At 68.6% G+C, this 24,804-nt stretch carries 27 protein-coding genes; 13 read left to right on the forward strand and 14 right to left on the reverse strand.

The window, feature by feature from the left end:
• The first annotated feature begins 145 nt into the window (after positions 1-145).
• On the forward strand, positions 146-709 hold the full coding sequence (locus tag KBY95_RS09870; protein WP_315858913.1) for a hypothetical protein: 564 nt from the start codon (positions 146-148) through the stop codon (positions 707-709).
• A gap of 38 nt (positions 710-747) precedes the next feature.
• Positions 748-1,368, forward strand: a complete 621-nt coding sequence (locus tag KBY95_RS09875) for a hypothetical protein (RefSeq protein ID WP_254964827.1) — start codon at positions 748-750, stop codon at positions 1,366-1,368.
• On the opposite strand, the gene KBY95_RS09880 is transcribed toward KBY95_RS09875, so the two are convergent.
• From KBY95_RS09880 to KBY95_RS09900, 5 genes are all read right to left on the reverse strand, one after another.
• Positions 1,365-1,847 carry a hypothetical protein gene (locus KBY95_RS09880; RefSeq protein ID WP_396095013.1) on the reverse strand — a complete coding sequence of 161 codons (483 nt, stop codon included), beginning with the start codon at positions 1,845-1,847 and terminating at the stop codon, positions 1,365-1,367. The two genes, KBY95_RS09875 and KBY95_RS09880, sit on opposite strands and share 4 nt — an antisense overlap.
• An 87-nt stretch (positions 1,848-1,934) precedes the next feature.
• Positions 1,935-2,540 (reverse strand): alpha/beta hydrolase, encoded by a 606-nt coding sequence (locus KBY95_RS09885; RefSeq protein WP_254964828.1) that lies wholly within the window; start codon positions 2,538-2,540, stop codon positions 1,935-1,937.
• A 58-nt stretch (positions 2,541-2,598) separates the two neighbouring features.
• Positions 2,599-4,137, reverse strand: coding sequence for an alpha/beta fold hydrolase (locus tag KBY95_RS09890; protein ID WP_254964829.1), 1,539 nt, complete (start codon positions 4,135-4,137; stop codon positions 2,599-2,601).
• An 87-nt stretch (positions 4,138-4,224) separates the two neighbouring features.
• On the reverse strand, positions 4,225-4,872 hold the full coding sequence (locus KBY95_RS09895) for a Crp/Fnr family transcriptional regulator (RefSeq protein WP_254964830.1): 648 nt from the start codon (positions 4,870-4,872) through the stop codon (positions 4,225-4,227).
• Positions 4,873-5,172: 300 nt separating this feature from the next.
• Positions 5,173-5,601 (reverse strand): thiol-disulfide oxidoreductase DCC family protein, encoded by a 429-nt coding sequence (locus KBY95_RS09900; RefSeq protein ID WP_254964831.1) that lies wholly within the window; start codon positions 5,599-5,601, stop codon positions 5,173-5,175.
• A gap of 137 nt (positions 5,602-5,738) precedes the next feature.
• Here KBY95_RS09900 and KBY95_RS09905 point away from each other — a divergent pair, with 137 nt between their 5' ends.
• Positions 5,739-6,572, forward strand: coding sequence for a lysophospholipid acyltransferase family protein (locus tag KBY95_RS09905; RefSeq protein ID WP_254964833.1), 834 nt, complete (start codon positions 5,739-5,741; stop codon positions 6,570-6,572).
• Here KBY95_RS09905 and KBY95_RS09910 read toward each other — a convergent pair.
• Entirely contained in the window at positions 6,563-7,180 is a 618-nt protein-coding gene (locus tag KBY95_RS09910; RefSeq protein ID WP_254964834.1) for a hypothetical protein, read from the reverse strand. The two genes, KBY95_RS09905 and KBY95_RS09910, sit on opposite strands and share 10 nt — an antisense overlap.
• A 153-nt stretch (positions 7,181-7,333) precedes the next feature.
• Here KBY95_RS09910 and KBY95_RS09915 point away from each other — a divergent pair, with 153 nt between their 5' ends.
• On the forward strand, positions 7,334-7,927 hold the full coding sequence (locus tag KBY95_RS09915; protein ID WP_254964835.1) for a MarC family protein: 594 nt from the start codon (positions 7,334-7,336) through the stop codon (positions 7,925-7,927).
• Between the two features lie 29 nt (positions 7,928-7,956).
• On the opposite strand, the gene KBY95_RS09920 is transcribed toward KBY95_RS09915, so the two are convergent.
• Positions 7,957-8,472: a hypothetical protein gene (locus tag KBY95_RS09920; protein ID WP_254964837.1), complete on the reverse strand. Its 516-nt coding sequence runs from the start codon at positions 8,470-8,472 to the stop codon at positions 7,957-7,959.
• A 762-nt stretch (positions 8,473-9,234) separates the two neighbouring features.
• Here KBY95_RS09920 and KBY95_RS09925 point away from each other — a divergent pair.
• From KBY95_RS09925 to KBY95_RS09945, 5 genes are all read left to right on the forward strand, one after another.
• Complete coding sequence (locus tag KBY95_RS09925) at positions 9,235-9,849, forward strand: triacylglycerol lipase (RefSeq protein ID WP_254964838.1); 615 nt, start codon at positions 9,235-9,237, stop codon at positions 9,847-9,849.
• Between the two features lie 49 nt (positions 9,850-9,898).
• A complete protein-coding gene (locus KBY95_RS09930; protein ID WP_254964839.1) occupies positions 9,899-10,441 on the forward strand; it encodes an isoprenylcysteine carboxylmethyltransferase family protein in 543 nt (180 codons plus the stop codon).
• 80 nt (positions 10,442-10,521) lie between these two features.
• Positions 10,522-11,238 (forward strand): superoxide dismutase, encoded by a 717-nt coding sequence (locus KBY95_RS09935; RefSeq protein WP_315858910.1) that lies wholly within the window; start codon positions 10,522-10,524, stop codon positions 11,236-11,238.
• Between the two features lie 100 nt (positions 11,239-11,338).
• Positions 11,339-11,755 (forward strand): cupin domain-containing protein, encoded by a 417-nt coding sequence (locus tag KBY95_RS09940; RefSeq protein WP_254964840.1) that lies wholly within the window; start codon positions 11,339-11,341, stop codon positions 11,753-11,755.
• A gap of 91 nt (positions 11,756-11,846) precedes the next feature.
• Complete coding sequence (locus KBY95_RS09945; protein ID WP_254964841.1) at positions 11,847-13,478, forward strand: alkaline phosphatase family protein; 1,632 nt, start codon at positions 11,847-11,849, stop codon at positions 13,476-13,478.
• A 6-nt stretch (positions 13,479-13,484) separates the two neighbouring features.
• Here the strand turns inward: KBY95_RS09945 and KBY95_RS09950 are convergent, their stop codons facing one another.
• From KBY95_RS09950 to KBY95_RS09970, 5 genes are all read right to left on the reverse strand, one after another.
• The gene (locus tag KBY95_RS09950) at positions 13,485-13,700 is read right to left on the reverse strand and encodes a Nif11-like leader peptide family natural product precursor (protein WP_254964842.1); all 216 of its coding nucleotides are present in this window, start codon (positions 13,698-13,700) and stop codon (positions 13,485-13,487) included.
• Positions 13,697-16,453, reverse strand: coding sequence for a cation-transporting P-type ATPase (locus tag KBY95_RS09955; protein WP_254964843.1), 2,757 nt, complete (start codon positions 16,451-16,453; stop codon positions 13,697-13,699). Before KBY95_RS09955 ends, KBY95_RS09950 begins: the two co-directional genes overlap by 4 nt.
• A gap of 26 nt (positions 16,454-16,479) precedes the next feature.
• Positions 16,480-17,013 (reverse strand): thermonuclease family protein, encoded by a 534-nt coding sequence (locus tag KBY95_RS09960; protein ID WP_254964844.1) that lies wholly within the window; start codon positions 17,011-17,013, stop codon positions 16,480-16,482.
• 27 nt (positions 17,014-17,040) lie between these two features.
• A complete protein-coding gene (locus KBY95_RS09965; protein ID WP_254964845.1) occupies positions 17,041-18,420 on the reverse strand; it encodes a nicotinate phosphoribosyltransferase in 1,380 nt (459 codons plus the stop codon).
• 94 nt (positions 18,421-18,514) lie between these two features.
• Positions 18,515-19,531, reverse strand: a complete 1,017-nt coding sequence (locus tag KBY95_RS09970; RefSeq protein WP_254964847.1) for a bifunctional nicotinamide-nucleotide adenylyltransferase/Nudix hydroxylase — start codon at positions 19,529-19,531, stop codon at positions 18,515-18,517.
• A gap of 231 nt (positions 19,532-19,762) precedes the next feature.
• Between KBY95_RS09970 and KBY95_RS09975 the strand changes: the two genes are divergently transcribed.
• Positions 19,763-20,902 (forward strand): phosphotransferase enzyme family protein, encoded by a 1,140-nt coding sequence (locus KBY95_RS09975; RefSeq protein WP_254964849.1) that lies wholly within the window; start codon positions 19,763-19,765, stop codon positions 20,900-20,902.
• The gene (locus tag KBY95_RS09980; RefSeq protein WP_254964850.1) at positions 20,902-21,450 is read left to right on the forward strand and encodes a DOMON-like domain-containing protein; all 549 of its coding nucleotides are present in this window, start codon (positions 20,902-20,904) and stop codon (positions 21,448-21,450) included. The genes KBY95_RS09975 and KBY95_RS09980 overlap by 1 nt, the downstream gene beginning before the upstream one ends.
• 23 nt (positions 21,451-21,473) lie before the next feature.
• Here the strand turns inward: KBY95_RS09980 and lipA are convergent, their stop codons facing one another.
• Both lipA and recR read right to left on the reverse strand, forming a co-directional pair.
• The gene (lipA, locus tag KBY95_RS09985; RefSeq protein ID WP_254964969.1) at positions 21,474-22,385 is read right to left on the reverse strand and encodes a lipoyl synthase; all 912 of its coding nucleotides are present in this window, start codon (positions 22,383-22,385) and stop codon (positions 21,474-21,476) included.
• Between the two features lie 23 nt (positions 22,386-22,408).
• On the reverse strand, positions 22,409-22,987 hold the full coding sequence (gene recR, locus KBY95_RS09990) for a recombination mediator RecR (RefSeq protein WP_254964970.1): 579 nt from the start codon (positions 22,985-22,987) through the stop codon (positions 22,409-22,411).
• Between the two features lie 128 nt (positions 22,988-23,115).
• Between recR and psbP the strand changes: the two genes are divergently transcribed.
• Together psbP and KBY95_RS10000 are read left to right on the forward strand one after the other, a co-directional pair.
• The gene (gene psbP / locus KBY95_RS09995; protein ID WP_254964851.1) at positions 23,116-23,709 is read left to right on the forward strand and encodes a photosystem II reaction center PsbP; all 594 of its coding nucleotides are present in this window, start codon (positions 23,116-23,118) and stop codon (positions 23,707-23,709) included.
• Between the two features lie 2 nt (positions 23,710-23,711).
• Positions 23,712-24,776: an FAD-binding oxidoreductase gene (locus KBY95_RS10000; protein ID WP_254964852.1), complete on the forward strand. Its 1,065-nt coding sequence runs from the start codon at positions 23,712-23,714 to the stop codon at positions 24,774-24,776.
• Positions 24,777-24,804: the final 28 nt, after the last annotated feature.

Below are 24,804 nucleotides of genomic sequence, written 5' to 3' on the forward strand. Positions count from 1 at the left end.
GCGGTAGCGCATCGGAGAGGGGCGCCCTTATTGCGAACTGCTCGCAACCTAGACGCCTAAGGGCCCCTTTTGCAAGCGATTCTCAATAGCAGCTGGAGATTGCGACGGGGTCCGGGCGTTTGGCGGCTGGCCCTCCCTACCGTTGGTGTCCTTCTGCTGGAGCCGTTCTGCCGTGATCCCCGATGCCCAGCAGTTGCTGGAGCGTGAACGACGCTGCCGCCAGGAGGGCAGTGGTCTCAGCCAGGCTGCGCTGATGGGCTCCTGGCGACTGGAGCGCGTCTGGAGCAAAGGGAGCCTCAGGCCGGCCGCGATCGGTGCCACCCTTTTGCGGGGATTGGCGGCCCGACTGCAACTCTCGCCAGACCAGGAGGCCGCAGGCGCTGAGGGGTTGCGGATGGTTAACAGCGTGCGCCTCGGTGCCCTCGAGTTGCGTTTCGAAGGCCTTGGTCGGCTGCAGGGCCGCCGTCCCCTGCTCGTCTTCAGTTTCGATCGGCTGCTGCTGCTGCTGGGTGGACGGGTGCTGATCCAGCGTGCCCTGCCCCCCCCTGATCCGCTGCGCCGACCGTTCTTCGCCCTGATTGCCGCCGAACACCCAGCGCCTGCCGTGGGGCTGCCCTGGGCGGGGGAGTCCCTCGGGTGGCTGGCGGCCCGGGGCCGCGGTGGTGGCCTGGCCCTGTGGCTCCTCGAAAGTGGCGAAGGGCCAGAATGAAGCTAGGGTTAATGAAAGTTGAGAAATAGGTTGACGACATGGCGGAACCAGCGACGGCCCTGCAGGAATGGTTGCTCCGCCATGCCCCTGACGGCAGCGCCGCGACCCTGCCGAGCAACCTGGTGCGGGCCTTCGACGCTGATGACATCAGTCTGCTGCCGGTGTTCGTGGCCCATGGCTGGCAGGATCACCTCCGCTCCGAAGCGTGCCGCGGCCTGAGGGAAGCCACCGATGCCGAGCAACAGCGCCTGGAAGCCGCCTTCCATGCCCAGATCGGCCTTGGCGACGACCACGATGGTGACCTGGCGTTGTTGCTGGGACGGGCTGTGGACCGACGCCTCGTCGCCTGTCACCGCTTCCTGCATCTCACGGCCCAGGCGATCCCGGATGGACGGCGCTGGTACCGGCTGGACATCAAGCCCAGCCCCAACACTCCCGGCGGCCTGTCTGAATCGGTGCAGCTGTGTGCCGTCGAATCCGAGCTCCAGGCCCGGGCGATCTGTGAGGCCGTTCACGAGGTGTTGGCGGCCCGTGGCTTCCAGACCAGTGCCGAACAGGGTCTGTTCCACCTGGAGGGCCCCCAGCTGGGGGCCCTGGTGGCGATCCTGAAGCGGCTGGCTCTGCAGGAATCCGAGGCTTCGATGGCCCTGGTCGCTTAGCGGCAACCCTGCACCGAGATGCGGTAGCTGAACCCCAGGGACCCAGGGTCGTTGCTGGCGCCCACCTTGAAATTCATCTGGCTGGCCGCCTTGCCCGGAATGGCGGGAAAGGGGCCGAACATCCTGCCGGTCCCGATGGGTGGATTCATGGTCTGGTTGATCACCTGGAGATTGCTGCCGTCGGTGAACTTCATGTACCCCTCCACGGGGTACTGGGCATTGGCGTCGGAGGAATTGGCCGTGAAGAAGAATTTGTAGCTGCTGTAGGGCTGGTCGACGATGAAGTCGGTGTTCCAGTTGGTCCTGCCGATGGCCTTGCCTGGACCCACCGACTTCGCCACCACCGGACTGGTGCTGTTGGCGCCGATGGGGGCCAGGAAGGTGCACACCGGGGCCGCCTGCGCCGGCGCCGCCAGAGGCAGCAGGGCCAGGGTCGCCAGGCTGCAGGCGCCGGCGAATGGGGAGAGGCGATGGGTCACGGCGGATCGATCGACGGAAGCACTCTGCAGCGTAAGAGCAGCGGCCCTGGCCTCCGCGCTGGCCGTCCCACCGGGCTGGGACCCTCCTCAGGGCTTGACCGGCGCCCCGGGAGGCTTCACCCGCTCGAGGTTGGATCCCAGGTCCGATTCGAGGAACTCCTTGAGGACGTTGCCCATGCCGCTGAGCCCCGCCAGGGCCGACTGCAGCGCCGGCAGGTTGATCGCCACTCCCTCGTTGGGATAGGCCCGCAGGAATCCCACGGCCGACAGGCTCCCCGAGCCGGTCTGAAGTCCGAGGATCGTCGCTGAACGCAGGGCCACCATCCCCACCCTCGGCGCCTTCAGGGGGTAAACGATCACGGACAGCTTCTCCAGGGCGTTCTCACCGAACCCTGTGCTCAACAGTCGCGTGGTCAGCACCAGTGGCAGGGGCACCCGGTGGTTCAGCAGCTTGCCGACCTCGGCGGGGTCTTTGCCGCCAAGGCGCAGGGCATCCCCCAGCAGACCCACGGCCTCCCCCGTTCGGGCCAGCCGTTCCAGGTCGGCAACGGGGATCGAGCGTCGGAAGGCTCCGCTGACGAACACCACTTGCTCGGCCGCCCGCGCCGATGGGGTGGCCAGGGTCAGCAGGCCAGCCAGCCCGGCTGCGCCCCAGGCGCGGGCTGATGGCGGAAGGGAAGGCCGAGGCGACATCAATCAGAGGCTGGAACCATGGGGCACAAGTGTGGTTCAGATGCTGGGCCCTGCCGGCTCAGGGGTTCCAACTCGGCAGCCGGTCGCTCACATCGCTGAGGGACAGATCGCGATCCCCCCAGCCATTCGAGGGCAGCAGGGCCGGGGCCACCGAGCCTGGTCCGACATCGGGGCCCGCGGCGAAGGCCCCGTTCACCCAGCCCAGCAGCAATCCCCGCAGGGGGCCGCCGCCCTGGTCGTAGCGGGAGCCCAGATTGAAGTGGTCCCCTCCGCCCACCAGCACAAGTCGGTGGCCGGCATCCCCGAGACGGGCGATGCGGGCCATCGGAGCGATGGCTTCAGGGCCGGGAGGCACCACCCAGTCGCGGCTGCCGCTCACCAGCAGCACCCGACCTTGAAACACAGGGGCGGCCTCGGCATCGAACAGGAGCGCCATCGGCGGACTCACCGCCACCACCGCTTTCACCCGCGGGTCGGCCAGGGCCGCCTGGTCGGTGGCGCCGAGGAAGCTGCACTGCAGCACCCAGCTGAGGTTGCGCTGGGGGTCCTGCAGATTGTTGCAGCGCTTCTGGAGGAGCTGGGAACGGGGACGGGCGCCCGCCAGCTGAAGGGCCGTGGTGGCTCCCCAGGAGTGGCCCAGCACCACCACGGAACGGGAGTCCACCGCGGCTGGCAGCGCCAGTTGCCCCGCCGCGGCCGCATCGATCAGGGCGGAGATGTCGAGGGGCCTCAGGCGCAGCTCCGCTGGACCAGGCGGGGGCACCTTGCCGGAGAGCATCGCCTGCTGCTGGGTCCGATCGCTGCCGGGGTGACGGGGCAGCAACACGGTGTAGCCGTGGCTGGCCAGATGCCGTCCCCAGCCCTCGAAGCTCTCCGGCCCATCCCAGAGGCCATGGGAGATGGCCACCAGCCGGCCGGAGGCCTGCTGGGACGGACGGATCACCACCACCTCCAGGGGCAGAGGCCGGTAGGTCACCGGCAGGTTCAAGGTGTCCCGTTGCACGACCAGGGGACCAGGGCCGGCGAGGCCGGGATCCACCGCCGCCGGGGTCTCCCCCTCCAGCAGCCGGTTGGCCGACAGCAGCTGGCCATTCAGGCGCTGGAGCAGAAGCAGGCCTTCGCCGACATCCACCGTGGCCGTGCGGCCAGGCACGGCCTGGAGAACCCCCAGCATCGTCAGGGCGCCCCGCCCGGCGGCCCGGTCGAGCACCTGCAGCACGGTCTCACTGGACACATCGGCGGGCAGCCCATCGACTCCCCCGAGGGAGGAGAGCAGCAGCAGCGCCTGCTGGGCCAGGGGGGAGGGGACCACCTGGCGGGCCACATCAAGGGCCTGAAGCGGCAGGGGGGTGTTGAACAGCTCCACCATCCGCTGTCCGATGGCGCCGCCGGTGGCCTGGTCGAGCTCGGCCAGGTCGCTGTTCCCCGTCAGCAGGGCGCGGGGGTCGCTCAGTTCAGCCAGCTGGATCGTGAAGGTGGTTTCCACCAAAGGCAGTTTCAGTTCGATCTGCTCCAAGGCCACTGCCGCAGGCGGCAGAGCGATCGCCGTGGCAAGCACGAGGGCCAGCGGTGCCAGGGACGAAGCAGCCTGGGCCAAATGTGCTCCCCCCGGGTCGGGGCCGCATCCTGACAGAAAGGCAACGGCTTGGGCCCTGGCCTGATGACCGGATTCCGGAGCCAAGCGTCAGGGGGTCAGAAAGCCGGCCTTCCGGTGGGCAGGGGGCTCCTGGCTCAGCGTTCTCAGGAAGGGAATGGAAGCGCTACCGAAGGGTGCGGGGCTGATACCCAGGCCGTCGATGCGCGGTACCAGCAGATCAGCCTCACTGACCCTCACCACCAGACCCTGGCTCCGGAAGCGAGTCAGCGCCTTGGTGACCGTGACCCGGGTCATCCCGGCGATGTCGGCCAGGTGGCGATGGGTCAGGTTCATGTCCTCCAGGGAGAGGGTGGTGCCACTGCTGCTGATCCGCCCGAAGCGATTGCCTATCCAGTGCAGCAGGCGCAGCAGGCGTGCCTCGGCGGGCCTGACACGGTGAATCTGCAGCAGCTCGGTGGTTTGGATGAACTGGTCGCGTAGAAAATCGAGAACATCGCTCTCGCTTGGTTGGTGCTCCACGACAGACACCCGGGCCAGGGAGATGAGTTCGTAAGGCTTTATTCCACAACCGGTGGGGGTGATCAGATCTCCGGGTCCCCAGATTCCGAGGGTAATGGATTCCCCTTCCACGTTCCAGGTGTTGGCGCGGATGTAGCCATCATCGATGCGCCAGCTGATGTCGGCCGGCAGATGACCATCGGAGCGGAGGTTCAGGCGAAGCGGACGCGCGGGCATGGCGATCGTCATGGCACGTGGGAAGTCATGGCGTCAAAGTTCTGCTGTTTGACCAGAACCTCCGGAGAGGCTCGCGTTCGAGTCCGGGAACGTTAATGACCAGTTGCCGCCTATGGGTAGGACCATCGGGCAGCATTGCCAATCCTCCCGATAAGCCCCGGTGATTGGATGGCGCAGAAATCCAATCCGCGCCAGTTTCTGCCTGTGTTTCAGCAAGTCGCCGTGAAGAGTGAAGACCCCAAATCGTTCTTCTCACAGCGGTGTGATGGCTGTTCTTCCAGAACCGCCTGACGCGGCCCTTCAGGAGGCCCCTAGCGTCTGTGTCTTGGCCGTTGTTGAGAGATTGCAGCGGCCTTGGCAGAGCACTTCGAGGGCCGGCCGGCCAGTGACGGCCAGCCGCCACCGGGCCCAGAGTCCGTACAAACCGTCCACCAACGGCCGCAGCAGGGGCCAGCGGGTGGGCGCATATAGCCAGCCGAGCCCAACCAGCCCATAGGCCTGGCGGAACACTTCCACATCCCGGATCACGCTGCCGTCGGCGCGCAGGGCGTGCATGCGGCCCATGGCGTCGGCATAGGTGATGCCGCCATAGCGGACCGGATCGTAGGTGAGGTCGTCCACATCCACGAAGGCCAGGCGGCCCGCGCTGCCATCGCGGCGGCGCAGGATCTTCACCTCCCGCAGGCACAGGGGGCAGCCGCCATCGAACAGCAGGGTGAGTTCGGCCATGGGTCGCAAGGGGGCGATCGTGCGCGGGTTGGGGAGGTTTCAGGCGCTCATCGAGCCTAGAAAGAGCGGCCAAGGGGTCGGGTCCGCCCGCCGGAGCCCGTCGGGTGACCAGACTCCATGCCTCCCTCCTTTCGCCCATGCCCGTGTCCCGCCAGGCCGCGCTGCACCGCTGGCAACGCCGGGATCCGCAGTTGATCCAGAGGCTGATGCCCTTCTGGGGGTGGTTGTACCAGCACTACTTCCGTGTTGTCACCGATGGCTGGGAGCACATCCCTGAGGCTGATCCGGTGCTGTTCGTGGGCACCCACAACGGCGGCCTGGCGGCGCCCGACATGCACATGGTCATGTACGACTGGTTTCGGCGTTTTGGCCTGGAGCGCCGGGTGCTGGGGCTGGCGCATCCGAAGGTCTGGCTGGGCTACCCGCCGTTGGCGGATCTGGCCTCCCGCACCGGCGCCATCCCGTTCCACCCGCGCCTGGCCCTGGCGGCCCTGGAGGAGGGGAACAGCCTGCTGGTGTATCCCGGCGGCGGGCAGGACACCTTCCGCCCCCACCGGGACCGGGGCCGCATCCACTTCGCCGGTCGCACCGGCTTTCTGCGCCTGGCGATCTGGCACGGACTGCCGATCGTCCCGGTGATCTCTTGGGGCGCCCACGACACGCTGGTGGTGCTGGAGGATTTCTACCCCCTGTTCCGGGCCCTGCACGAGCGGGGCATGCCCTGGCTCTTTGGCATTGATCCTGAGGTGATGCCCCTCTATCTGGGTCTCCCCTGGGGCCTGGCCCTGGGACCCCTGCTCAACCTGCCCCTGCCGGTGCGGATTCGCACGCGGGTGTGCCCGCCGATCCGCTTCGAGCGCAGCGGCCATGCCGCCAGCCGCGATCGGGCCTATGTGCAGCAGTGCTACCAGCAGGTGACCCACACCATGCAGCAGGCGCTGGATCGGCTGGCCGTCGAGGCTCAGCGGTAACGGGAGGGCGCCCCGTAGGACTGGGAGGGAATCGCCTGGGGTGACGGTCCACTGCCGAGGCGCTGCGGCAGGCCATCCCGCTGCCGTTGCAGTTCAGCCAGAGAGCGGGTTTCGCCCATGGCCAGGCCTGTCAGCACCGCCAGTTCCTGCTTCAGCTGGTTGGCAGGCCTGGGATTCACGAAGCGGAAATTGAGCGTCGTCTTGTCGCCGGCGCTGTCGTAGCCCACCACGGAAAAGTGGAGATCGGCGGTTTTGCCGGCCTTGGATCCGGCCAGGGCACCGCCCACCATGCCCCCCACCAGGCCGATCGGGCCCAGCAGCAGGCCACCGGCGATGGCCCCGGCGGTGCCGCCACCCACGGCTCCCACGGTGCCGTTGGTGCTGTCGTAGGTCTCCTGTCCGCCGGCGTACCAGCGGGCGATCCTGCCGACGGGAATGAAGCTGTTCCTGTTCCCGATGCCGTTGGCGTCGAGGTTGATGCTGCAGGGGTTGTTGCCGCAGAGGGCCTGATAGGTGGTGGCCGCCGCCGGGGCGGGATGCAGCAGGGCCAGGAGCAGCGGGGAGGCCTGGATGGCGCGCCACCGCAGCCGGGCTCGCGTGACGATCATGGGTCCAGCGTCAAGGGCCCTGCCAGTCAATCGGCGCTCGCCTGCGGCGCAATGGGGCCGGGGCCACGGGGTGATGACCGGATGTGTCCGGCGTGGCGGTGCGCCCGCGGCTCCGATGATGGTCATCGATTTCCCGGAGTCCCCGGGGCCGCCATGTCCCTGATCAATACGGCTGTCGGTCTGCTGGCGATCAGCTCGCCCATCGGCCTGCTGCCGGTGGTGGTGCAGGCGGGGCGGGGCAATCCCGTCCGCATCCGCCGGATCAGCCGACTGGCGGTGCTCACCTTTCTCTCGGCCCTGATCGCCGCCTGCTGGTGGGGCCAGGCCCTGCTCGATCTGTTTGGCATCACGTTGGAGGCGTTCCGGGTGGGTGGGGGGCTGATCCTGCTGCCCATCGGGCTGCGCCTGATCGATGGGCGCGAAGTGAGCCATGGCTCGCTCGACGGCACCGAGGACAGCGCCGGCGTGGTGCCGATCGGCCTGCCCCTGCTGGCGGGCCCCGGGGCCATTTCCCTGGTGGTGGCCGATGCCCCTGCGGCCTGGCAGGGCAAGGCGGCCCTCAGTGCCGTGATCGGCCTGCTGGCCATCGTCATTTATGTGTTGCTGATCGCCTCGATGCCCCTGCGTCAGGCCCTCGGGGAGCTGCAGGAAAAGGTGATCAGCCGCTTGATGGGCCTGCTGCTGAGTGCCATCGCTGTACAGATGCTCGTCAGTGGCCTGAGGGGGTGTTTCCCGGTGCTGGCCTGAAGGCTGGCTCCGCAGAGCGCTGCCGTCGATCAGAGGCAAGCAAGCCTTGGTGGTAAGGGTGGCCCTTCGAAGGGATCGATCGCCAGCTCCCGATCCAGGACGGCGAGGATGTCCTGGATGACGGCGGGTCGGGTGGCCACCCAGAGAAAGCCATCCAGCGGAGCTGCCTGGAGGGGGTCCCACAGGCAGTACTGGGGATGCTGCCTGTAGAGGCGGGTGGCCAGGGGCAGCAGGAAACGGGTCTTCGGGAAGTGATCTTCGCCATGGTCGAAGGTCAGGACAAAGGCGAACTCCAGCTCGCCTTTGGGGGTGTAGCGGTCGATCCGCGTTTCCCCTTCCAAGCCCGGAAAGGGGGAGAGCCGGTACTCCACATAGCGGCGATGGAAGGGATTCTTCTGTTCCTTCCAGGTTTTCGCCTCCACCCCCAGCTCCGTCGCCAGCTCGGTGAGCAGCAGATAGGAATGGGTGCGGAGGGTTTCCTGGAGCTCGTCAGTCCTGCTGCTCTGCAGTCGCCACAGGTCCGCCAGCGCGTCGTAGCGATTCATCCTCTTGGGCGGTTCATCTGGGGCGGTTCATCCAAGTTTTCCTCTCTTTCTCAGTTTATCTGCGGTCTACGGGCTGGCCAGGGGGCCTCTCGGCGCAGGGGCTGGGGCGAGTGGGTGGAGACCGTCGACGCCTCAAAGTCCTGTCTGCGTTTAGATCCTGACCGGACTGGCCGATCGCGGCAGGGCTGCAGCAGCACCGCAGCGACTGCTGGGCCATGAGCGATAACTTGGTGTACTCTTAAGGGGCAGTGAAATGACGGCCATGGATCCTGTAAGCCCAGTCGCCCAGTTGGCAGTGGCGGCCATCAGCGGAGCAGCTTTTCTGGTTTCGATGCTGGTGATTCCTTTCCCCGAGTCCAAAGCGGACTCCTCCGCGGGCGTTACGCCGCCCTCCCATACAACCAGCACCACCATCCATCCCCTGGATAAGTCTGCCGCTCCCCTGATCAAGTAAGCCTTCCTGGCCCGCTCGCCCCGAACGTCGATATCTGACCCGTCAGCCTGGAGCCCCCCTGAAGGAGGCCCTCCTGACAACCGACAGCCGGCTGTGTCCAAGCACCAGCCAACCCCACGACAAGGCTTTCAACCCCCACCCACGCCCTCCGCTGACCCAGAGCCATGGCGGGCTCAGCCGGGCGAAAGGCAATCCAACAGAGTGATGACCAAGGCCGTCCTTCCGGATGGGGCTCCGCCATGGTTCGCTCAGCCCGAGTCGCCTGATTCACCCCATCCGAAGATGGCGGGGTGATGCTCACCATCGCCATGGCTTCAGGCCGGGAAACCTCCACGCGGCCCCCGCTGGTGCTGGTTCACGGGCTGTTCGACACCCCCAGGGTGTTTGAGCGACTGGAGCGTCGCTTGGCTGGCAGACGCGAGCCTCTGTTACTGCCCGCGCTGCCACTGCGCTTCGGCATCGCACCGATCCAGACCTCGGCCCAGCGGCTCGCCGGTCACATTGAGGCGGCGTTTGGTGGCAGCGAGACAATCGACATTCTCGGCTTTTCCATGGGCGGCGTCATCGCTCGCACCTGGATCCAGCTGATGGGCGGCCATGTCCGCACCCGCCGCTTCCTCAGCCTCGGCAGCCCCCAGCAGGGCACCTTGACGGCCCAGCCCTGGCCCCGCCCGCTGCTGGCCGGTGTTGCTGATCTCAAGCTGGGCAGTGCACTGCTGCGCCAGCTCAACGCCGACCTCACCACCCTGCAGGGGATCGACTGCAGCAGCTACGGCACCGCCACCGATCTGATGGTGCTGCCGGGCTGGCATGGGGTCCTGCCGATCGGGCCGCGGCGGATGCTGCCTGTCTGGAGCCACCAGCAGCTGCTGCGCCATCCGGCGGCTCTCGATCCGGTGGTGGAGGACTTGCTTCGCGCCTGACGCTGATTCCGGCCCAGCATGGAGGTGGACGCCGAACCGCGAGGTCACCATGCCGAATGTCCTGGCCGAAAGGCTCAGCGCCTGGGGGTTTTCCTGGGCGGGGTTGCGCGACAACCGCCGTGGGGAATGGTGGCTGATCGCCCAGATGGCCTTGATTCTGGCCCATCTGCTGCCGGCCACCCCCTCCCCCGTCTCGCTGGGCCTGCACTGGCCGCTTTCCCTGCGCCTCGGTGGTCTGGCGCTGTTCGGCCTGGGTCTGGTGCTGGCCGGCCAGGGCGCCCTGAACCTGGGTGCGAGCCTCAGCCCCCTGCCTGAACCGATGCCCGAGGCCGCCCTGGTGACCACCGGTGCCTACGGACGCTGCCGCCATCCGCTTTACCAGTCGCTGATCCTCTGCTCGCTGGGTGTCACCCTGGCCCTGGGCAGCCTGCTGCATCTGGTCCTGCTGCTGGGGCTGGTCGTGGTGCTGGGGTTCAAGGCGCGCCGGGAGGAGTCCCGCCTCTGCAGCCTCCATCCGGAGTACGCCGTCTATCGCGCCACGACTCCGGCCATTCTTCCTGGTCTGCCCTGGCTGGATTGGCGCTCGGACTGAATCCAGGCCATCCATCGCTTCATGGGGGCTCTGGATGGCAGGGACGGTTAGAACCGGGGCTGATGCTCCCAGCCTGCCCCATGGCTCCGTTGACGTTTCTCCGTGGCCTGAGGGCCTACGGCCTCGCCGTATTGGTGGCTCTGACGGTGTTCGCTGCCGGTGCGCGGCCGGCGTTGGCGGCCTACGTGCTGCCGCCGTTGCCCTACTCGGCCGAGGCCCTGGCACCCTCAATCGATGCCACCACGATGAACATCCACCACGACCGCCACCATGGCGCCTATGTGGCCAATCTCAACGCCCAGATCGCGGACCATCCCGAGCTTGAGCGGGTGTCGCTGGAGGACCTGCAGGGCCGGATCTCTCAATACCCGGCAGCGGTCCGCAACAACGGCGGCGGCCATTACAACCACTCCCTCTTCTGGCGGGTGATGGCACCGCCCGGGCAGGGCGGTGCCCCGTCCCCGGAGCTGGAAGCGGCAATCAGCACGGCCTTTGGGTCGCCCGAGGCCCTGCAGCAGCGCTTCGCCCAGGCGGCGACCAGCCGCTTCGGTTCGGGCTGGGCCTGGCTGATCCGCCAGCCCGATGGGGCCCTGGCGATCACCAGCACTGCCAACCAGGACAACCCGCTGATGGACCTGCCCGGGATCGAGCCGGGCCTGCCCCTGCTGGGTCTGGATGTGTGGGAGCACGCCTACTACCTCAACTATCAAAACCGCCGACCTGACTACATCGCCGCCTGGTGGTCGTTGGTGAACTGGAACGAGGTGAACCGGCGCTTCGCTGAAGGCTCTGCTTAAGGCAGCGCCAGTAAATCCTGACACCTCCACTTGTCGGTAGCCGATACGACGATTTCCCAGGAAAATGGTCGCGAAAGTTAACCATATTGCTGCGATTGTCATGGCCCTGTCCCGCACCGTCGAACTCCTCCCCATGGAGCGCTCGCTGCATGGGGAGGCCGTCTTCTCCGCCCCCCGCGCCAGCGATGAAACCCTGATCGCCGAGATCGGCAGCGGCGACTCCTTTGAACTGTTCCGCCACCGCTTCCAGACCGATCAGCTGCTCGTGCTGCGTGGATCGATCGATCTGGTGGTGCTGCAGAACCGCCAGCTGCGCCGCATCTCGCTGCGGGAGGACGAGGGCCTCTGGGTCCGCATTCCGCCGGGAGTGCCCCACGGCGCCATCAACCGGGGCCGTATCCCCGCCCTGCTGGTCAATGCCGTGCTGCGTCACGGCCCCAGTGATCCCCGGGACTACCGGCCCCTGCCGGTGCCGCACAAGCTGCGCAGCCAGTGGCGGCGCTTGGCGGTGGCCTGAACCGAGGGGAGTCGGTCCTCAGGGCTGGCGCCAGTGTTTGTTCCCATCGGCTCCATCGCGCGATGATGGGGTCTTGTCGCCGATGTCGGGGATGGCCAGGAGCAAGGTGCTGGTGCTCGGCCTCGATGGCTACGAAAACACCCTTGGCGACGCGATGATGGCGGCCGGCGAGCTGCCTGCCCTGGCGGCGCTGCGGGTCAGCGCCGCCCATGCCCTGCTCGACCATGGCCCTGCCCAGCGCACGGGGCTGGCCTGGGAGCACGTGGCCTCGGGCCTTTCTCCCGAGGATGCAGGGCGCTGGTCAGCCGTTGGCTTCGATCCGGCAACTTACCGGGTGTGGCAGGAGGGAACGGTCCTCACCCCATTCCCACACGGCCTGAAGGCACGCACGGTGGTGTTCGATACCCCCTACTTCGACCTGAAGCGCGCCGATCAGGTCCAGGGTCTGGTCGGCTGGGGCGCCCACGATCCGGGCATTGCCCCGTCGTCCCGTCCGGCGGCCCTGTTCGGCGAGATGGTGGACCGGTTCGGCACCTATCCGGCCAAGGAACACATCTACGGCCTGCCCTGGCCCTGCCCTGACCGTTGCCGGCGCATGGCCACCGGCCTGGTTGAGGCCGTGCAGCGCCGAGCGGACGCCAGCCTCTGGCTGCTCCAGCAGCGCTGTCCCGACTGGGAGCTGGGTGTGGTGGTCGTGAGCGAGCTCCATTCGGCCATCGAGGGCCTGTGGCATGGCGTCGATCCCGGCCATCCTCTGCGGGACCACCGTTCCGCGTCCCCGGCTGGAGAGGGACTGCGCCAGGTGTACCAGGCGGTGGACCAGCTGGTGGGGCGATTCCTCGCTGCTTTCCCCGAAGCCGTCGTGGTCGCCTTCTCCACCGGCGGCATGGGCCCGAACCACTCGGACGTGCTCAGCATGGCCCTGCTCAGTGAGCTTCTCCACAGAGAGGCCTTCGGCACACCACTGATGGGGGAGAGGCCCGACTGGTCGGGAGCCCCCGATGGCCTGCCGATGCTTGCACCGGAGGACAACTGGCACGCCGCCATGCGGAGTCTGATCCCGACCCCAACGGCCCCCTCTCCGCTGCTGGGGCACCGGATAGTGCGCCGACTGCGCTCCTGGCTACCCAGTCGTTTCCAGCCTTCCAGCCAGGGGAGGCAACCGGAGATCCTGACCCTGGAGTGGATGCCGGCGACCCGCTACCAGCCGTTCTGGTCGTCGATGCGCGCCTTTGCGCTGCCGTCCTTCTACGACGGCAGGATCCGGATCAATCTGGTTGGTCGCGAATCCCATGGTCTGGTGCAGCCTCAGGACTACGGGGCGGTGTGCGACGAGCTGGTCGCCCTGTTGCAGGAGTGCCGCGACCCTCGCAGCGGAGACGGCATCGTGCAGGCCGTGGAGCTGCCGGCGCAGGGGCGGGATCCGCGCAGCTTGGGGCCCACCGAATCCGATCTGGTCATCATCTGGCGAGGCGCCCTGGCCCTCAGCCATCCCCGGCACGGAACCCTCGGACCGCTCCCCTATCGCCGCACCGGGGGGCACACCGGCACCCACGGAATGCTCCTGCTGCGCTCGCAGCAACTGGCCCCCGGAGATCTTGGCCTGCGCAGCACCTTTGATGTCGTGCCGACCATCCTGGCGCTGCTCGGGGAGGCACCGCCACGCCCCCTCAGTGGCAGGAGCCTGCTCCCCGACGCCGTTGCCGCCACCAGCGCTCGATGAGGCCCCTCAGTTGTATTCACCGGGAATGTCCTGCTTGGTCACCGTGACCCGGCCGACCTTCTTCCCGGAGAGCCGCAGCAGCTCATCACCTGAGAAGTCGAAGCCCCTGCCGGCGGCGATCTGGGCCACATCGTCCGCGGTGGCGGCGGCCAGCACCTCGCTGCGCAGAGCCGCATCGTCCTGCATGCGGGCCAGGAAGGAGCGCGCCTGATCGAGGCTCATGCGCTGGTGGGGGGGTGGGGTGAGCGCCCAGCATGGCGCAGGCCCAGGGCACGCCCCTTCTCCAGTTCCAGGTAGGCCACGAACGCCAGGCTCACTCCGCCGCAGGCCGCCAGCTCGCCGGCTGAAAGGGCGGTGACGCCGAGGAAGCGGGCCATCGGCGCCACGTAGAGAAGCAGCAGCTGCAGGGTGGCGGTGGCCAGCACCGCGCCCAGCAGCCAGGGGTTCGCCAGGGGAGGGGTGCGCCACAGCGGCCGGTCGCTGCCGGCCGAGAGGGCATGGCCCAGCTGGGCCAGGCAGAGGGTGGTGAAGGCCATCGTCTGCCAGGGAAGTCCGAGGCGGGCCGCCACCGCCATCAACGCCACCACCAGGGCCCCGAACACCAGCCCGGCGCGCAGGATGGCGCTGCCCAGCCCGCGGGCGAAGAGCGATTCACCGGGTTCGATCGGCGGCTGATGCATCAGATCCTCCGCCGGAGGACCCAGGGCCAGGGCCAGGGCCGGCAGGCCATCGGTCACCAGGTTGATCCAGAGGATCTGCAGGGGCGTCAGGGCCAGACCCAGCAGCGGCGCCGAGCCGATGGTGATCAGTTCGCCCAGGTTGCAGCCAAGGATGAAGCGCACGAAGCGGCGGATGTTCGCGTACACCTGCCGACCCTCCTCCACGGCGTTGACAATCGAGGCGAAGTTGTCGTCGAGCAGCACCACATCGGCCGCCTCCCGGCTCACGTCCGAGCCGCTGATGCCCATGGCCACCCCAACGTGGGCCTGGCGCAGGGCAGGGGCGTCGTTGACCCCGTCACCGGTCATGGCCACAACCGCGCCCGTGGCCTGCAGCGCCCGCACGATGCGGAGCTTCTGCTCCGGCAGCACCCGGGCGAAGAGGCTGGTGCGTCGCACGACCGCTTCGAGTTCCCCGTCGTCGAGGCCCTCCAGCTCAGGACCCTGCGCGATCGGGCTATCCGGTTCCGCCAGGCCGATGGCCGTGCTGATCGCGCGCGCCGTCAGGGGATGGTCGCCGGTGACCATCACCGGCCGGATGCCGGCCCCATGGCAGCGGGCCACGGCGCCTGGGACTTCCGGCCGGGGCGGATCGCGCTGGGCCATCAGGCCGAGCAGGACCAGGGTTTCCATCCCGGCTTCCGGGCCCTGGTGCTGCGGGCCGCAGGCGAAGGCCAGCACCCGCAGGCCACAGGAAGCCAGCCCGCGGGCTTCCGCCAGCCACCAGTCCCGCTGGACCGGTGTGAGGCTCCGTGCCCCCGCGCCATCGAGCCAGCGATCGCAGTCGCGCAGGATCGCCTCCGGAGCTCCCTTGACGATCAGCAGCTGGGAAGCGTCCGCAGGGGAGGAGCCCAGGGGGGGTGAGCCCAGGGGTGCCGTCAGGTGCCCGTCGGGATCGCTCACCCACACCGCCATCCGCTGGCGCTCGGCGCGAAAGGGACTCTCCGCCGTGCGGGGGTGCTTCGCACGCAGGCTGGCTGCCTCCAGGCCCGCCCGGGCGGCGGCTTCCAAAAGCGCGACCTCGGTGGGATCCCCCATCCCTCCCCCCTGTCCCGGTTCAGCGTCGTTGCAGAGCACGCCGGCCAGCAGCAGCAGCAAATCTCCTTGGCCCGGGGCGAGCCCGGTTTCAGCCCCCGGCGGTGGCACCAGATCCCGGACTTCGAAACCGTTCTCGCCCAGGTCCAGGGCCTGGGTGCCGCAGCGAATCTCGACCACCACCTGGCGGTTCTGGGTGAGGGTGCCGGTCTTGTCGGTGCAGATGACGGTGATGGCGCCCAGGGCCTCCACCGCCGGCAGATGGCGGATCAGGGCGGCCCGCCGCACCATCCGCTGGGTGCCGATCGCCAGGCTCACCGTGATCACGGCCGGCAGCCCCTCCGGCACGATCGCCACAGCGGTGGAGAGGGCCAGCTCCAGCAGGGCCAGGGGAGATCCGCCCAGCAGCCAGCCGCCCAGCACCACCGCCGCCACCAGCCCCAGGGCCCAGGCCACCAGCTGGCCAGAGAGGTCCGCCAGCCGTTTCTGCAGGGGCGTCGGCTCGGGGCGGGCGGTATGGATCAGGGTGGCGATGCCGCCCAGCTCGGTGGCCATGCCCGTGGCGGTCACGACAGCCTGCCCCCGCCCTCGCCCCACCTCGCTGCCGAGGAACAGGCAGTTGCTGCGCTCCACCAAGGGCGTGTCCGCCGCCAGCGGTGGTTCGGGGCGCTTGCTCACCAGTTCGGCCTCGCCGGTGAGGGCCGCCTCCTGCAGCCCCAGTTCGCTGCCCTCCAGCAGCCGCGCATCGGCGGGCACCCGATCGCCGCTTTCGAGGCGGATCACGTCCCCCGGTACCAGCTGGTCACTGGGGAGGCGCTGCCAGTGTCCGTCTCGCCGAACGCGGGCCAGGGGCTGGGCCAGGTTCAGCAGGCTGCGCAGGGCCAGCAGCGCCTGGCTCTCCTGCAGGTAGCCCAGCAGGGCGGTGAGGGCCACGATCAGCAGGATGGCGATCGCGTCCTTGGGGACGGCGTGGTTCAGCATCGCCAGGCCAGCGGAGACGGCCGCCACCGCCAGCAGCAGGACCAGCATCACGTTGCTGAACTGATCCAGCAGGAGGCGCCAGCGGCCCGGGCCCGGTGGTAGCGCCAGCCGGTTGGGACCTTCGCTGGCCAGGCGATCGGCCGCAACGGCCTCGCTCAGGCCCTCTGCGTCGACCCCGAGCCGGCGCAGGCATTCGGGCCCCGAAAGGGACTGCCAGGCCGTGGCTTCGGGAGGGAACATCGCAGCCACAGCGTGGCTCCCAGACCCTAGGTGTTGCCATTGGGGATCAGGGTCGAGCGGCGCGTGCGGCGGAAGTCCCAGGGCCTGGTGAGGCCCCCCGGCACCCGCCACACTCCGAGCCGCTGGCGCCGGGCCCGCTCCTCGGCCTCCAGGTAGGCCGCCGCGTTGCAGCTGCCGAGGTAGCGGCGGAAGGCGAAGGCCAAGCCGTCCTCCACCAGAGCCAGGTTGATGGTGGTGTCACCGACCGTTTCGGCCACGATGCGCCCGAAACGGTCGGTGCTCCTGGGCTGGATCGTCACCGGCCGTCCTCCGGCCAGGCGCCTCTGGAGGGCCTGCTGCGCCTGCCGGCCGTAGGGACTCTGGGCCATCTCGGGGGCATCGATGCAGGCCAGCCGGATCGTGATCCGCTGCTGGCCGCTGCGCACCCGCAGGGTGTCGCCATCACCGACCGAGAGCACCGTGGCTTGGAAGGCCGGTTCTGCCCATGTGGGCCCAGGCAGCCCCAGGCCCAGCAGGATCAGCGCGATCAGCAGTGATGGCGGCAGCCGGTGGCCGGTCATGGGCGCGGGGATCCCAGGGGCAGCCGCTCAGCCTTGCATCGCCCTGGCCCGTACCTCCTCGAGGCTGCAGCGCCGCCGCAGCGCCCCGTTCTCGAACACGGTCTGGAGGCAGCTGGCCGGATGGGGCACCGGTCGCTCCAGCACCACCGTCCGATAGCCCCGTTCGTCCCGGATCAGGTCGAGCACGCCGGCCTTGCTGGTCTTGGCGGGATCGGTGACGGGGCTCTTGTGCACTGGCCGGATCCGGCCGGCCCGCTCCACCCACGACAGCTTGTAGGCGAAGCGCTGGCTGTCCCGGTTCACCTGCTGCAGCAGGCCGCCACCCATGCCGAAGGCCACGTTCTCGACGCTGAAGCCCGCCGCCAGGATCGCTTCGAGCACCAGCGGCAGGCTGGTGGCGGTGATGCCATCCCCCTGGATCACACGCACGTGCTCCAGCACCCGGTAGCCCTTGCCGTTGAGCCGGCTGCCGAAGCGGGCCTCCAGGCGCCGCAGCAGTTCCGGCACGATCGCCACAGGATCGCCCGAATCGGGCCGGATCACCACGGTGGCGCCCGAGGCGATCACCTGATCCCGCAGCAGCTCGCCCCAGAGATGGTCGACGGCGTTCCAGAGGTCGTAGGAATCAGAGACCACCGCCAGCACGGCACCTGGCCTGGCAAAGCGGTCGAACATGGTCCGGTAGGCCTCCAGCTCGTGCTCCTGCCCCCAGGCCAGGATCGTGGAGTGCTCGGCGGCGGGAATCGAGAAGCCGGCCATCGGGCAGTCGTAGTGGCGCCGGCTCGCCACCAGGGCGGCGACGGTGTCGGTGCCGCGGAAGGCCACCAGGTGCGCCAGGCCGCCGATGGCGGCGCTCTCGTGGCTCGAGACGCCGCGGGAGCCGAAGTCGTGCAGGCGGAAGGGGAGTTCGGCGACCGGGTCGTTGGCGGAGCGCTCCAGGGCTGAGCGCAGCAGCTCCCGGAAGTGCCAGCTGCGGGTGGCCACGGTGGTGGGGTACCAGAGGCGCAGCAGCAGGGTCTCCACCCAGGTGACCAGCCAGGCCAGGGCTGGATCGGTGGACTCCACCGTCATCAGCACGTTGCCGGTGGGAACCCGGCTGCCCTCGGGGACGGCCCGGATCCGCAGGGGCAGGCGGCCGCCGTGGACGCTGACCAGGCGCTGCCAGCCCTCACGGTTGAACGGCAGGCCGTGGGCGGTCCAGAGGTCGGCGGCCTCCTCGACATCGTTTTGACTGACGGGCCGCTCCAAAGTGGTCTGCAGCAGCATCTGCAACCCGAAAAACAGCGTGTCGGGGTTCTCGCCGCCGCGGCTCTCCAGGTAGGCCCCCATGGCGGTGAGATCGGGGGGGTATTGGAGCCAGTGGCTGCCTTTGTAGCTGTCGGTGTCGAGCAGAAGATTGAAATCCATGGTGTGCGCTCCGCACGGGGTGGATGGAGGGCTCCGGCCCGGTCTCCCCAGGCCTGAAGCGTTGATGGGCCAGCCGTCGCCGGCAGCGGTGTGGTCAGATCCGGGCGATGAAGTGCTGAATGATCTGGACGTGGTCCTCGAAGAAGCTGTCTTCGTGGGCGTAAATGTCGGCCAGGGGCATCCAGAAGGCTTTATCGGCGTCATCGCCGCCGCGGACACTGGGGAGGACGCCCCCCTTGAGCTGGATCAGGAACGCATGGGTGATCACCCGGCCGCGCTGGGAGCGCCCCGGGGCATCGAAGACGTGGCGGTCGGCGATGGAGCCCTCCAGCACCGGCCTGGGCACCTTCAGGCCCGTCTCCTCGCGCAGCTCCCGCAGCATCCCATCGACCAGCCGCTCCTGCTGGTCGAGGTAGCCCCCCGGAAGGGCGATCAGCCCCTTGCCGGGCCGCACCCGGCGGCGCACCACCAGCACATGGCCCGATTGAACAACCACCGCATCGGTGGTGACAAAGGTGGGCGGGAACGGGGCCACCGACCAGATCTGACGATAGCCGGCGATGTAGTCGGCCTCCTGGCGCAGCCAGCGGTAGCGGCCCGTTTCCCGGTAGTCCATGAGGAAAGCCCGCACCGCCTCCGGCGCATGGGAGGCCCATTGGGAATCATCGGCGCCGGAGAAGTAGGCCTGGCGAATGGCCGTGGAGTGGACGGCATTCTTGAGGGGCACGTCCTGAAAATCCCACTGGGGGAAGAGGTCGAGGTAGTAACTGCTGCGGTCCTTTCTATGACCCACCAGCAGCACCCGATCCTCCTCATCGGTGGCGGCGAGCACCTTCTGCTGCACCTCCGCCAACCAGAGATTGTCAGAGTAGAGGTGGTCGCGGATCGGGATCACCTCCAGCCGGCGCTGCCAGTCGGCCGGCAGGGCGGCGCGGATCATGCGCTCCCGCTCCTCACTGCTCCAGGGGTTGCGGGTGTCGGGGGCGCAACGGTGACTGCCCAACAAGAGCAGCAAGCGGTCGGCCCTCTCAAGGGCCGATGCGACCAATGACAAATGCCCCTCATGAAAGGGCTGGAAGCGTCCTATCAGGACGGCAACATCGTGATTCATGGTGAAACCTCAGAATCCCTGAGATGAAGTCCGCCTCAATGGCAGACCATCGATTTATAGCATGACTTCTGGGGATCTCCTGCGGTTCCCGTCAGTTCGGAAGCTGGGCCGATGGGTCCCCTCGCCGGCAGACTCCGCCTTGATGGCCTATCTCGCTGCTGGGCCATTTCGGTCGTCTCCAGACCAGCAAGGCATGCGATCATCCGCGCTCCTCCACCGCTGCAGCCACCCATGACCCTGGGGGACGCCCACGACGACCTGAGCGCTATCGCTGCGGCGTTCGATCTTCCGGGTCGGATCCTTGGCCTGGATCCCCTGGGCAACGGCAATGTCAACGACAGTTACCTGGTCGTTTGCGAAGGGCCTCCGCTGCAGCGGTTCGTGCTGCAGCGCCTGAACAGGACGGTGTTTCTGCGGCCCGAGCTTGTGATGGCCAACATGATCGCCATCGCGGAGCATGTGGAGGCGCGATTGAATCAGGGCTGTGCCTTGCTGGGTGAGCGCCGTTGGGAGCACCCCAGGGTGTTGCTGAGCCGTGACGAACGACGACCCTGGGTGGAACGGGACGGTGGCTTCTGGCGCTTGACCACCTTCATCGAATCCTCCCGGAGCTTCGATGTGGTGGCTAGCGCTGAGCAGGCCAGGGAGGTGGGCTTCGGACTGGGTGTTTTCCACCATCTGATCAGTGACCTGCCCCCGGCAGGACTGGCCGACACCCTGGAGGGTTTTCACGTCACCCCCCGGTATCTCGAGCACTACGACGTGGTGGTGGCCAACGCGCCGGCCGCGGCAGTGAACGGGGTGCGGCACTGCCTGGCCTTTGTGGAGGAGCGCCGGGACTTTGCGTCGGTGCTGGAGGCGGCCAGGGACAGCGGCCATCTGCGCCTTCGCCCCATCCACGGCGATCCCAAGGTCAACAACGTGATGATGGAGGCCTGCTCCGGCCGGGCCTGCGCCCTGGTGGATCTCGATACGGTGAAGCCGGGATTGATCCACTACGACATCGGCGACTGCCTGCGGTCCTGTTGCAATCCCCTGGGGGAGGAAACGGCGGATCTGGAGGCCGTTTCTTTCGATGTGGATCTCTGCCGCGAGGTGCTCAGCGGGTATCTGGCCGCCGCTTCAGGGTTTCTCACCGCTGCCGACTATGACCACCTCTATGTGGCGATGCGCCTGATCAGCTTCGAGCTCGGCCTGCGGTTCTTCACCGATCATCTGGCAGGCAACGTTTATTTCAGAACGGACCAGCCGGGCCACAACCTGCAACGTGCCCTGGTGCAATTCCGGCTCACCGAGAGCATCGAGGCCCAGGAGCTTCAGATCCGGGACCTGATCGCTGAGCTCAGGGCCGATCTCGCCGCTGGCTGCTGATGGCTGCGTCCGTTTCCCAGCGCTTCGCGCTGTGCCCCTTTGATGACGGCACAGCGTCGCCGGCCCTCCAGCTGGGGGGCGAGATCGACCGCGAGGGCCCGCGACTCCTGCTGCGTTTGCGGCTGGGAGGAGCGATCGAGGCGGTGCATCTGCCGGCGCCGGTCGTGGCACCTTTGCGCCGGGATGGCCTCTGGTCCACGACCTGTTTCGAGTGCTTCTGGGCTGTTGAGGGGGAGCGGCCGTACTGGGAGCTGAATCTGTCCCCGGCCGGCCATTGGAACCTCTACCGACTGGAGGACTACCGCGATGGTCTGCGGCCCGAGCCCGGCTACGACCTGCCGCCGCATCGCCTCATCCGCGACGCTGCCGAGCTGACCCTGCACCTGGATCTGTCGTTGCCACAGGGGCTCGCAGAGGAGGTGCCGCTGCAGGTGGGGATCACCAGCGTGATCGAGGAGCGCAGCGGGCGGCTGAGCTACTGGGCCCTGTCCCATCCGGGGCCTGAGCCCGACTTCCACCGCCGGGAGGCGTTCCTGCTGCGCCTTTGAGCGCGTCAATCAGGCCGTTGCGGCTACGCCACGGCGGCGTGGTAGCTGCTGCGCACCAATGGGCCACTGCGCACCTGGGTGAAGCCCATGTCACTGGCGATGGCGCCCAGCTCCTCGAATTCCTCCGGTCTCCAGTAGCGGGCCACGGGGATGTGGGCCAGGGAGGGGCGCAGGTACTGGCCCAGGGTGAGTCGTTGGCAGCCGGCGGCCCGCAGGTGTTCCAGGGTGGTCACCACCTCCGCGGCGGTTTCGCCGAGCCCCAGCATCAGACCGGATTTGGTGGGGATCTCCGGCGCCAGTTCCCGGGCCGTGGCCAGCAGTTCCAGGGAGCGGCCATAGGTGGCGCCGCGGCGCACCTCCCCCTGCAGACGTTGCACCGTCTCCAGGTTGTGGTTGAAGCACACCGGCGCGGCGGCCAACACCGCGGCCAACCGCTGCCGCTGGGACCGGCGGCCCTGGTCGGGGTCGGCATGGCCGCCCCAGAAATCGGGGGTGAGTACCTCGATCAGCACCTGCGGATCGCGGCGCCGGATCGCGGCCATGGCAGCGGTGAACAGGCTGGCGCCATGGTCGGCCAGGTCGTCGCGGGCCACGGCGGTGAGCACCACGTAGCGCAGGTTGAGCGCCTGCACCGCCTCCGCCACCCGCTCCGCTTCACCCCCGTCGAGGGGCAGCGGCGCCCTGCCCTTGTCCACCTGGCAGAAGGCGCAGCTGCGGGTGCAGATGGGCCCGCCCAGCAGGAAGGTGGCCGTGCCGGCGGCGTAGCACTCGCCCCGATTGGGGCAGCGCCCCTCCTCGCAGATGGTGTGCAGTCGCTGCTCCCTGACCACCCCCTGCACCCGTTCGGTGGCCGAGGCCTCACCGAGGGGGCGACGGATCCACTCCGGCAGCCGCTCCGTGGGGGGCATGGCGCTGTAGCGGCTGGTGGCGGTCATGGTGGCGCGGTCAGGCGGCGGGCTCATTCCATTCGGCGGCGCCCTTCAAAGGCCCGCGCCAGGGTCACCTCGTCGGCATACTCCAGCTCGCCACCCACCGGCAGTCCATAGGCGATGCGGGTGACGCTGGTGAAGGGCTTGAGCAGCCTGGCCAGGTAAAGGCTGGTTGTGTCGCCTTCGACGCTGGGAGTCAGGGCCAGAATCACCTCGATCACCCCCTCCCGGTCGACCCGCTCCACCAGCGGCTGGATCTGCAACAGTTCCGGCCCGATGCCATCCATCGGCGAGATCAGTCCGCCCAACACGTGGTAGTGGCCATGGAATTCGCGGCTGCGTTCCATCGCCAGCAGGTCGCGGGAGTCGGACACCACACAGATCTGGCCGTTGCGACGCTCTTCGTTGCGGCAGATCTCGCAGAACTCCTCGGCCGAAAGATGGAAGCAGCGACGGCACTGTCCCACCTGGCTGCGGGCTGCCAGCAGGGCATCGGCGAAGCTGCGGATCTGTTCTTCCGGCTGGCGCAGCAGGTGCAGGGCCAGCCTCTGGGCCGTGCGGGGCCCGATGCCCGGCAGGCGTTCGAACTGGTCGATCAGCCTGGCCAGGGGTCGGGTGAAACCGCTCAGAGAACCGGCTGCAGGTGGTGTGAATCTAGGCGGCACGCTCGCGCGAGGCGGGGCGCCGGGTGAGGATGGCACCGGCTCTCGCCAGCTCCCCTGCCTCGCCCCGTGCCATGGGTTTTCCTGCTACCCACCAGCCCCTTCCACCTGCCGCCACTGGGCGCCGACGCTGGGGCAGCTCCCTGGTCGCGGCCCTGCTGCTGAGCCTGATGCTGGTGGGTTGCAGCGCCGCTGCCGCGGGCTTGAATTCCTTCCAGAGCCCGGACGGTCGCTATGCCTTCCTTTACCCCACCGGCTGGACCCGGGTTCAGGTCAGCAATGGCCCCCAGGTCGTCTTCCACGACCTGATCAACAGCGATGAAACCCTCAGCCTGGTGGTGTCCGAGGTCACCCCCGACCGGGATCTCAGCCAGCTGGGCAGTGCCGTCGAAGTGGGCGAGACCCTGCGCCGCAGCGTCATCTCACCAGAGGGCAGCGGCCGTGACGCCGAACTGGTGGAAGCCCACCAGCGGGAGCAGGGCGGCCGCACCTACTACGACCTGGAGTACACGGTCCATCTGGCCGACCGGGACCGCCACGAGCTCGCCACGGTGGTGGTGGACCGTGGCCGGCTGTACACCTTTGCCGCCAGCACCAACGAAGCCCGCTGGAACAAGGTGAAGGAGCTGTTCACCGTGGTGATCGGATCCTTCACGCTGCAGATCTAGGGGTGTCCGCCCCCGGCCGGCTGACCATCGTGGGTGGCGGCCTGGCAGGCAGTCTGCTGGCCCTGGAGCTGGTGGAGCGGGGCCTGCCGGTGACGCTGATCGACGCGGCAGAGGCCACCGCCACGGCGGTCAGTTACGGCGGGGTGGCCTGGTGGGCCGGGGCCCCTGGCAGTCTCGGCCCGCTGCTGCGCCAGGCCCCTGAGCGCTGGCGCCGGCTGCAGGGCCGGCATGGTTCTCTCGGCTGGCGGGGCTGCGGCCTGCGCCTCCATGGCGGCGGCTGGGGCACTTCCCTGTTGCGCCCCCCCTTCGCCCAGGTGGACAGCTCCGTGCTGATGGCGGCCCTGCCCGGGGTGCTGGTGGCCGCCGGGGTGGACCTGCGGCGGGCGCGGGTCCTGGCCCCGCCACGGCCGGAGGCCGCTGGCTGGCAGCTGCCGCTGGAGCCCGGGGGACCCCTGCTGACGGAGCAGGTGGTGCTGGCGGCCGGGGCCGGTTGCCGCGCCCTCGCCCCCGCCTTGCCGAACCGTCACCGGGTCAGCTGGGCCGGGGTGCTGGCCCTGCCGGCACGGCCGACCCTGCCGCCACGGTCCGCCAGCCCCTGGTGGCGGCACGCCATGCAGCGCCGCATCGTGCAGCCGCGTCACTGGCAGCGTCCAGCTCTGGAGAGTGCGGCGCCGGGGCTGGAGCAGGAGCGTTGGATCGTCGATGCCGGTTGCGCCCCCTGGGGCGCAGGGCTGCTGCTGGGCCAGATCAGCCTGGTGCGGCCGGGTCTGGAGCGCGGCGAGCCGCCGGCAACGGCGGTCATGGAAGGGCGATTGCGCCAGGGACTGGCCGGACTCGACCCGCTGCTGGCGGCCCTGCCAGGCCCCTACCGCCAGGTGCCGGTGGCCTTCTGCAGCGGCGGGCTTCCCTTGGTGGGCCGGCTGCCTGGGGCGGCGGGCCTGTGGGTGTTCAGTGGTTTTGGCGGCGCCTTTGCCCAGGTGCCGGTGCTGGCTCCCCTGTTGGCCGATGTGATCGCTGGCGTGGCCGATGAGTCGGCCCTGGCCGGATTGGGCGTCCTGGCGGGCTGACAGGTGGGCTCCCATCCAGCATGCTGGC

Origin of the sequence: Cyanobium sp. Aljojuca 7A6 (genome assembly GCF_024346455.1) — a bacterium.
Taxonomy (GTDB): Bacteria; Cyanobacteriota; Cyanobacteriia; order PCC-6307; family Cyanobiaceae; genus Cyanobium.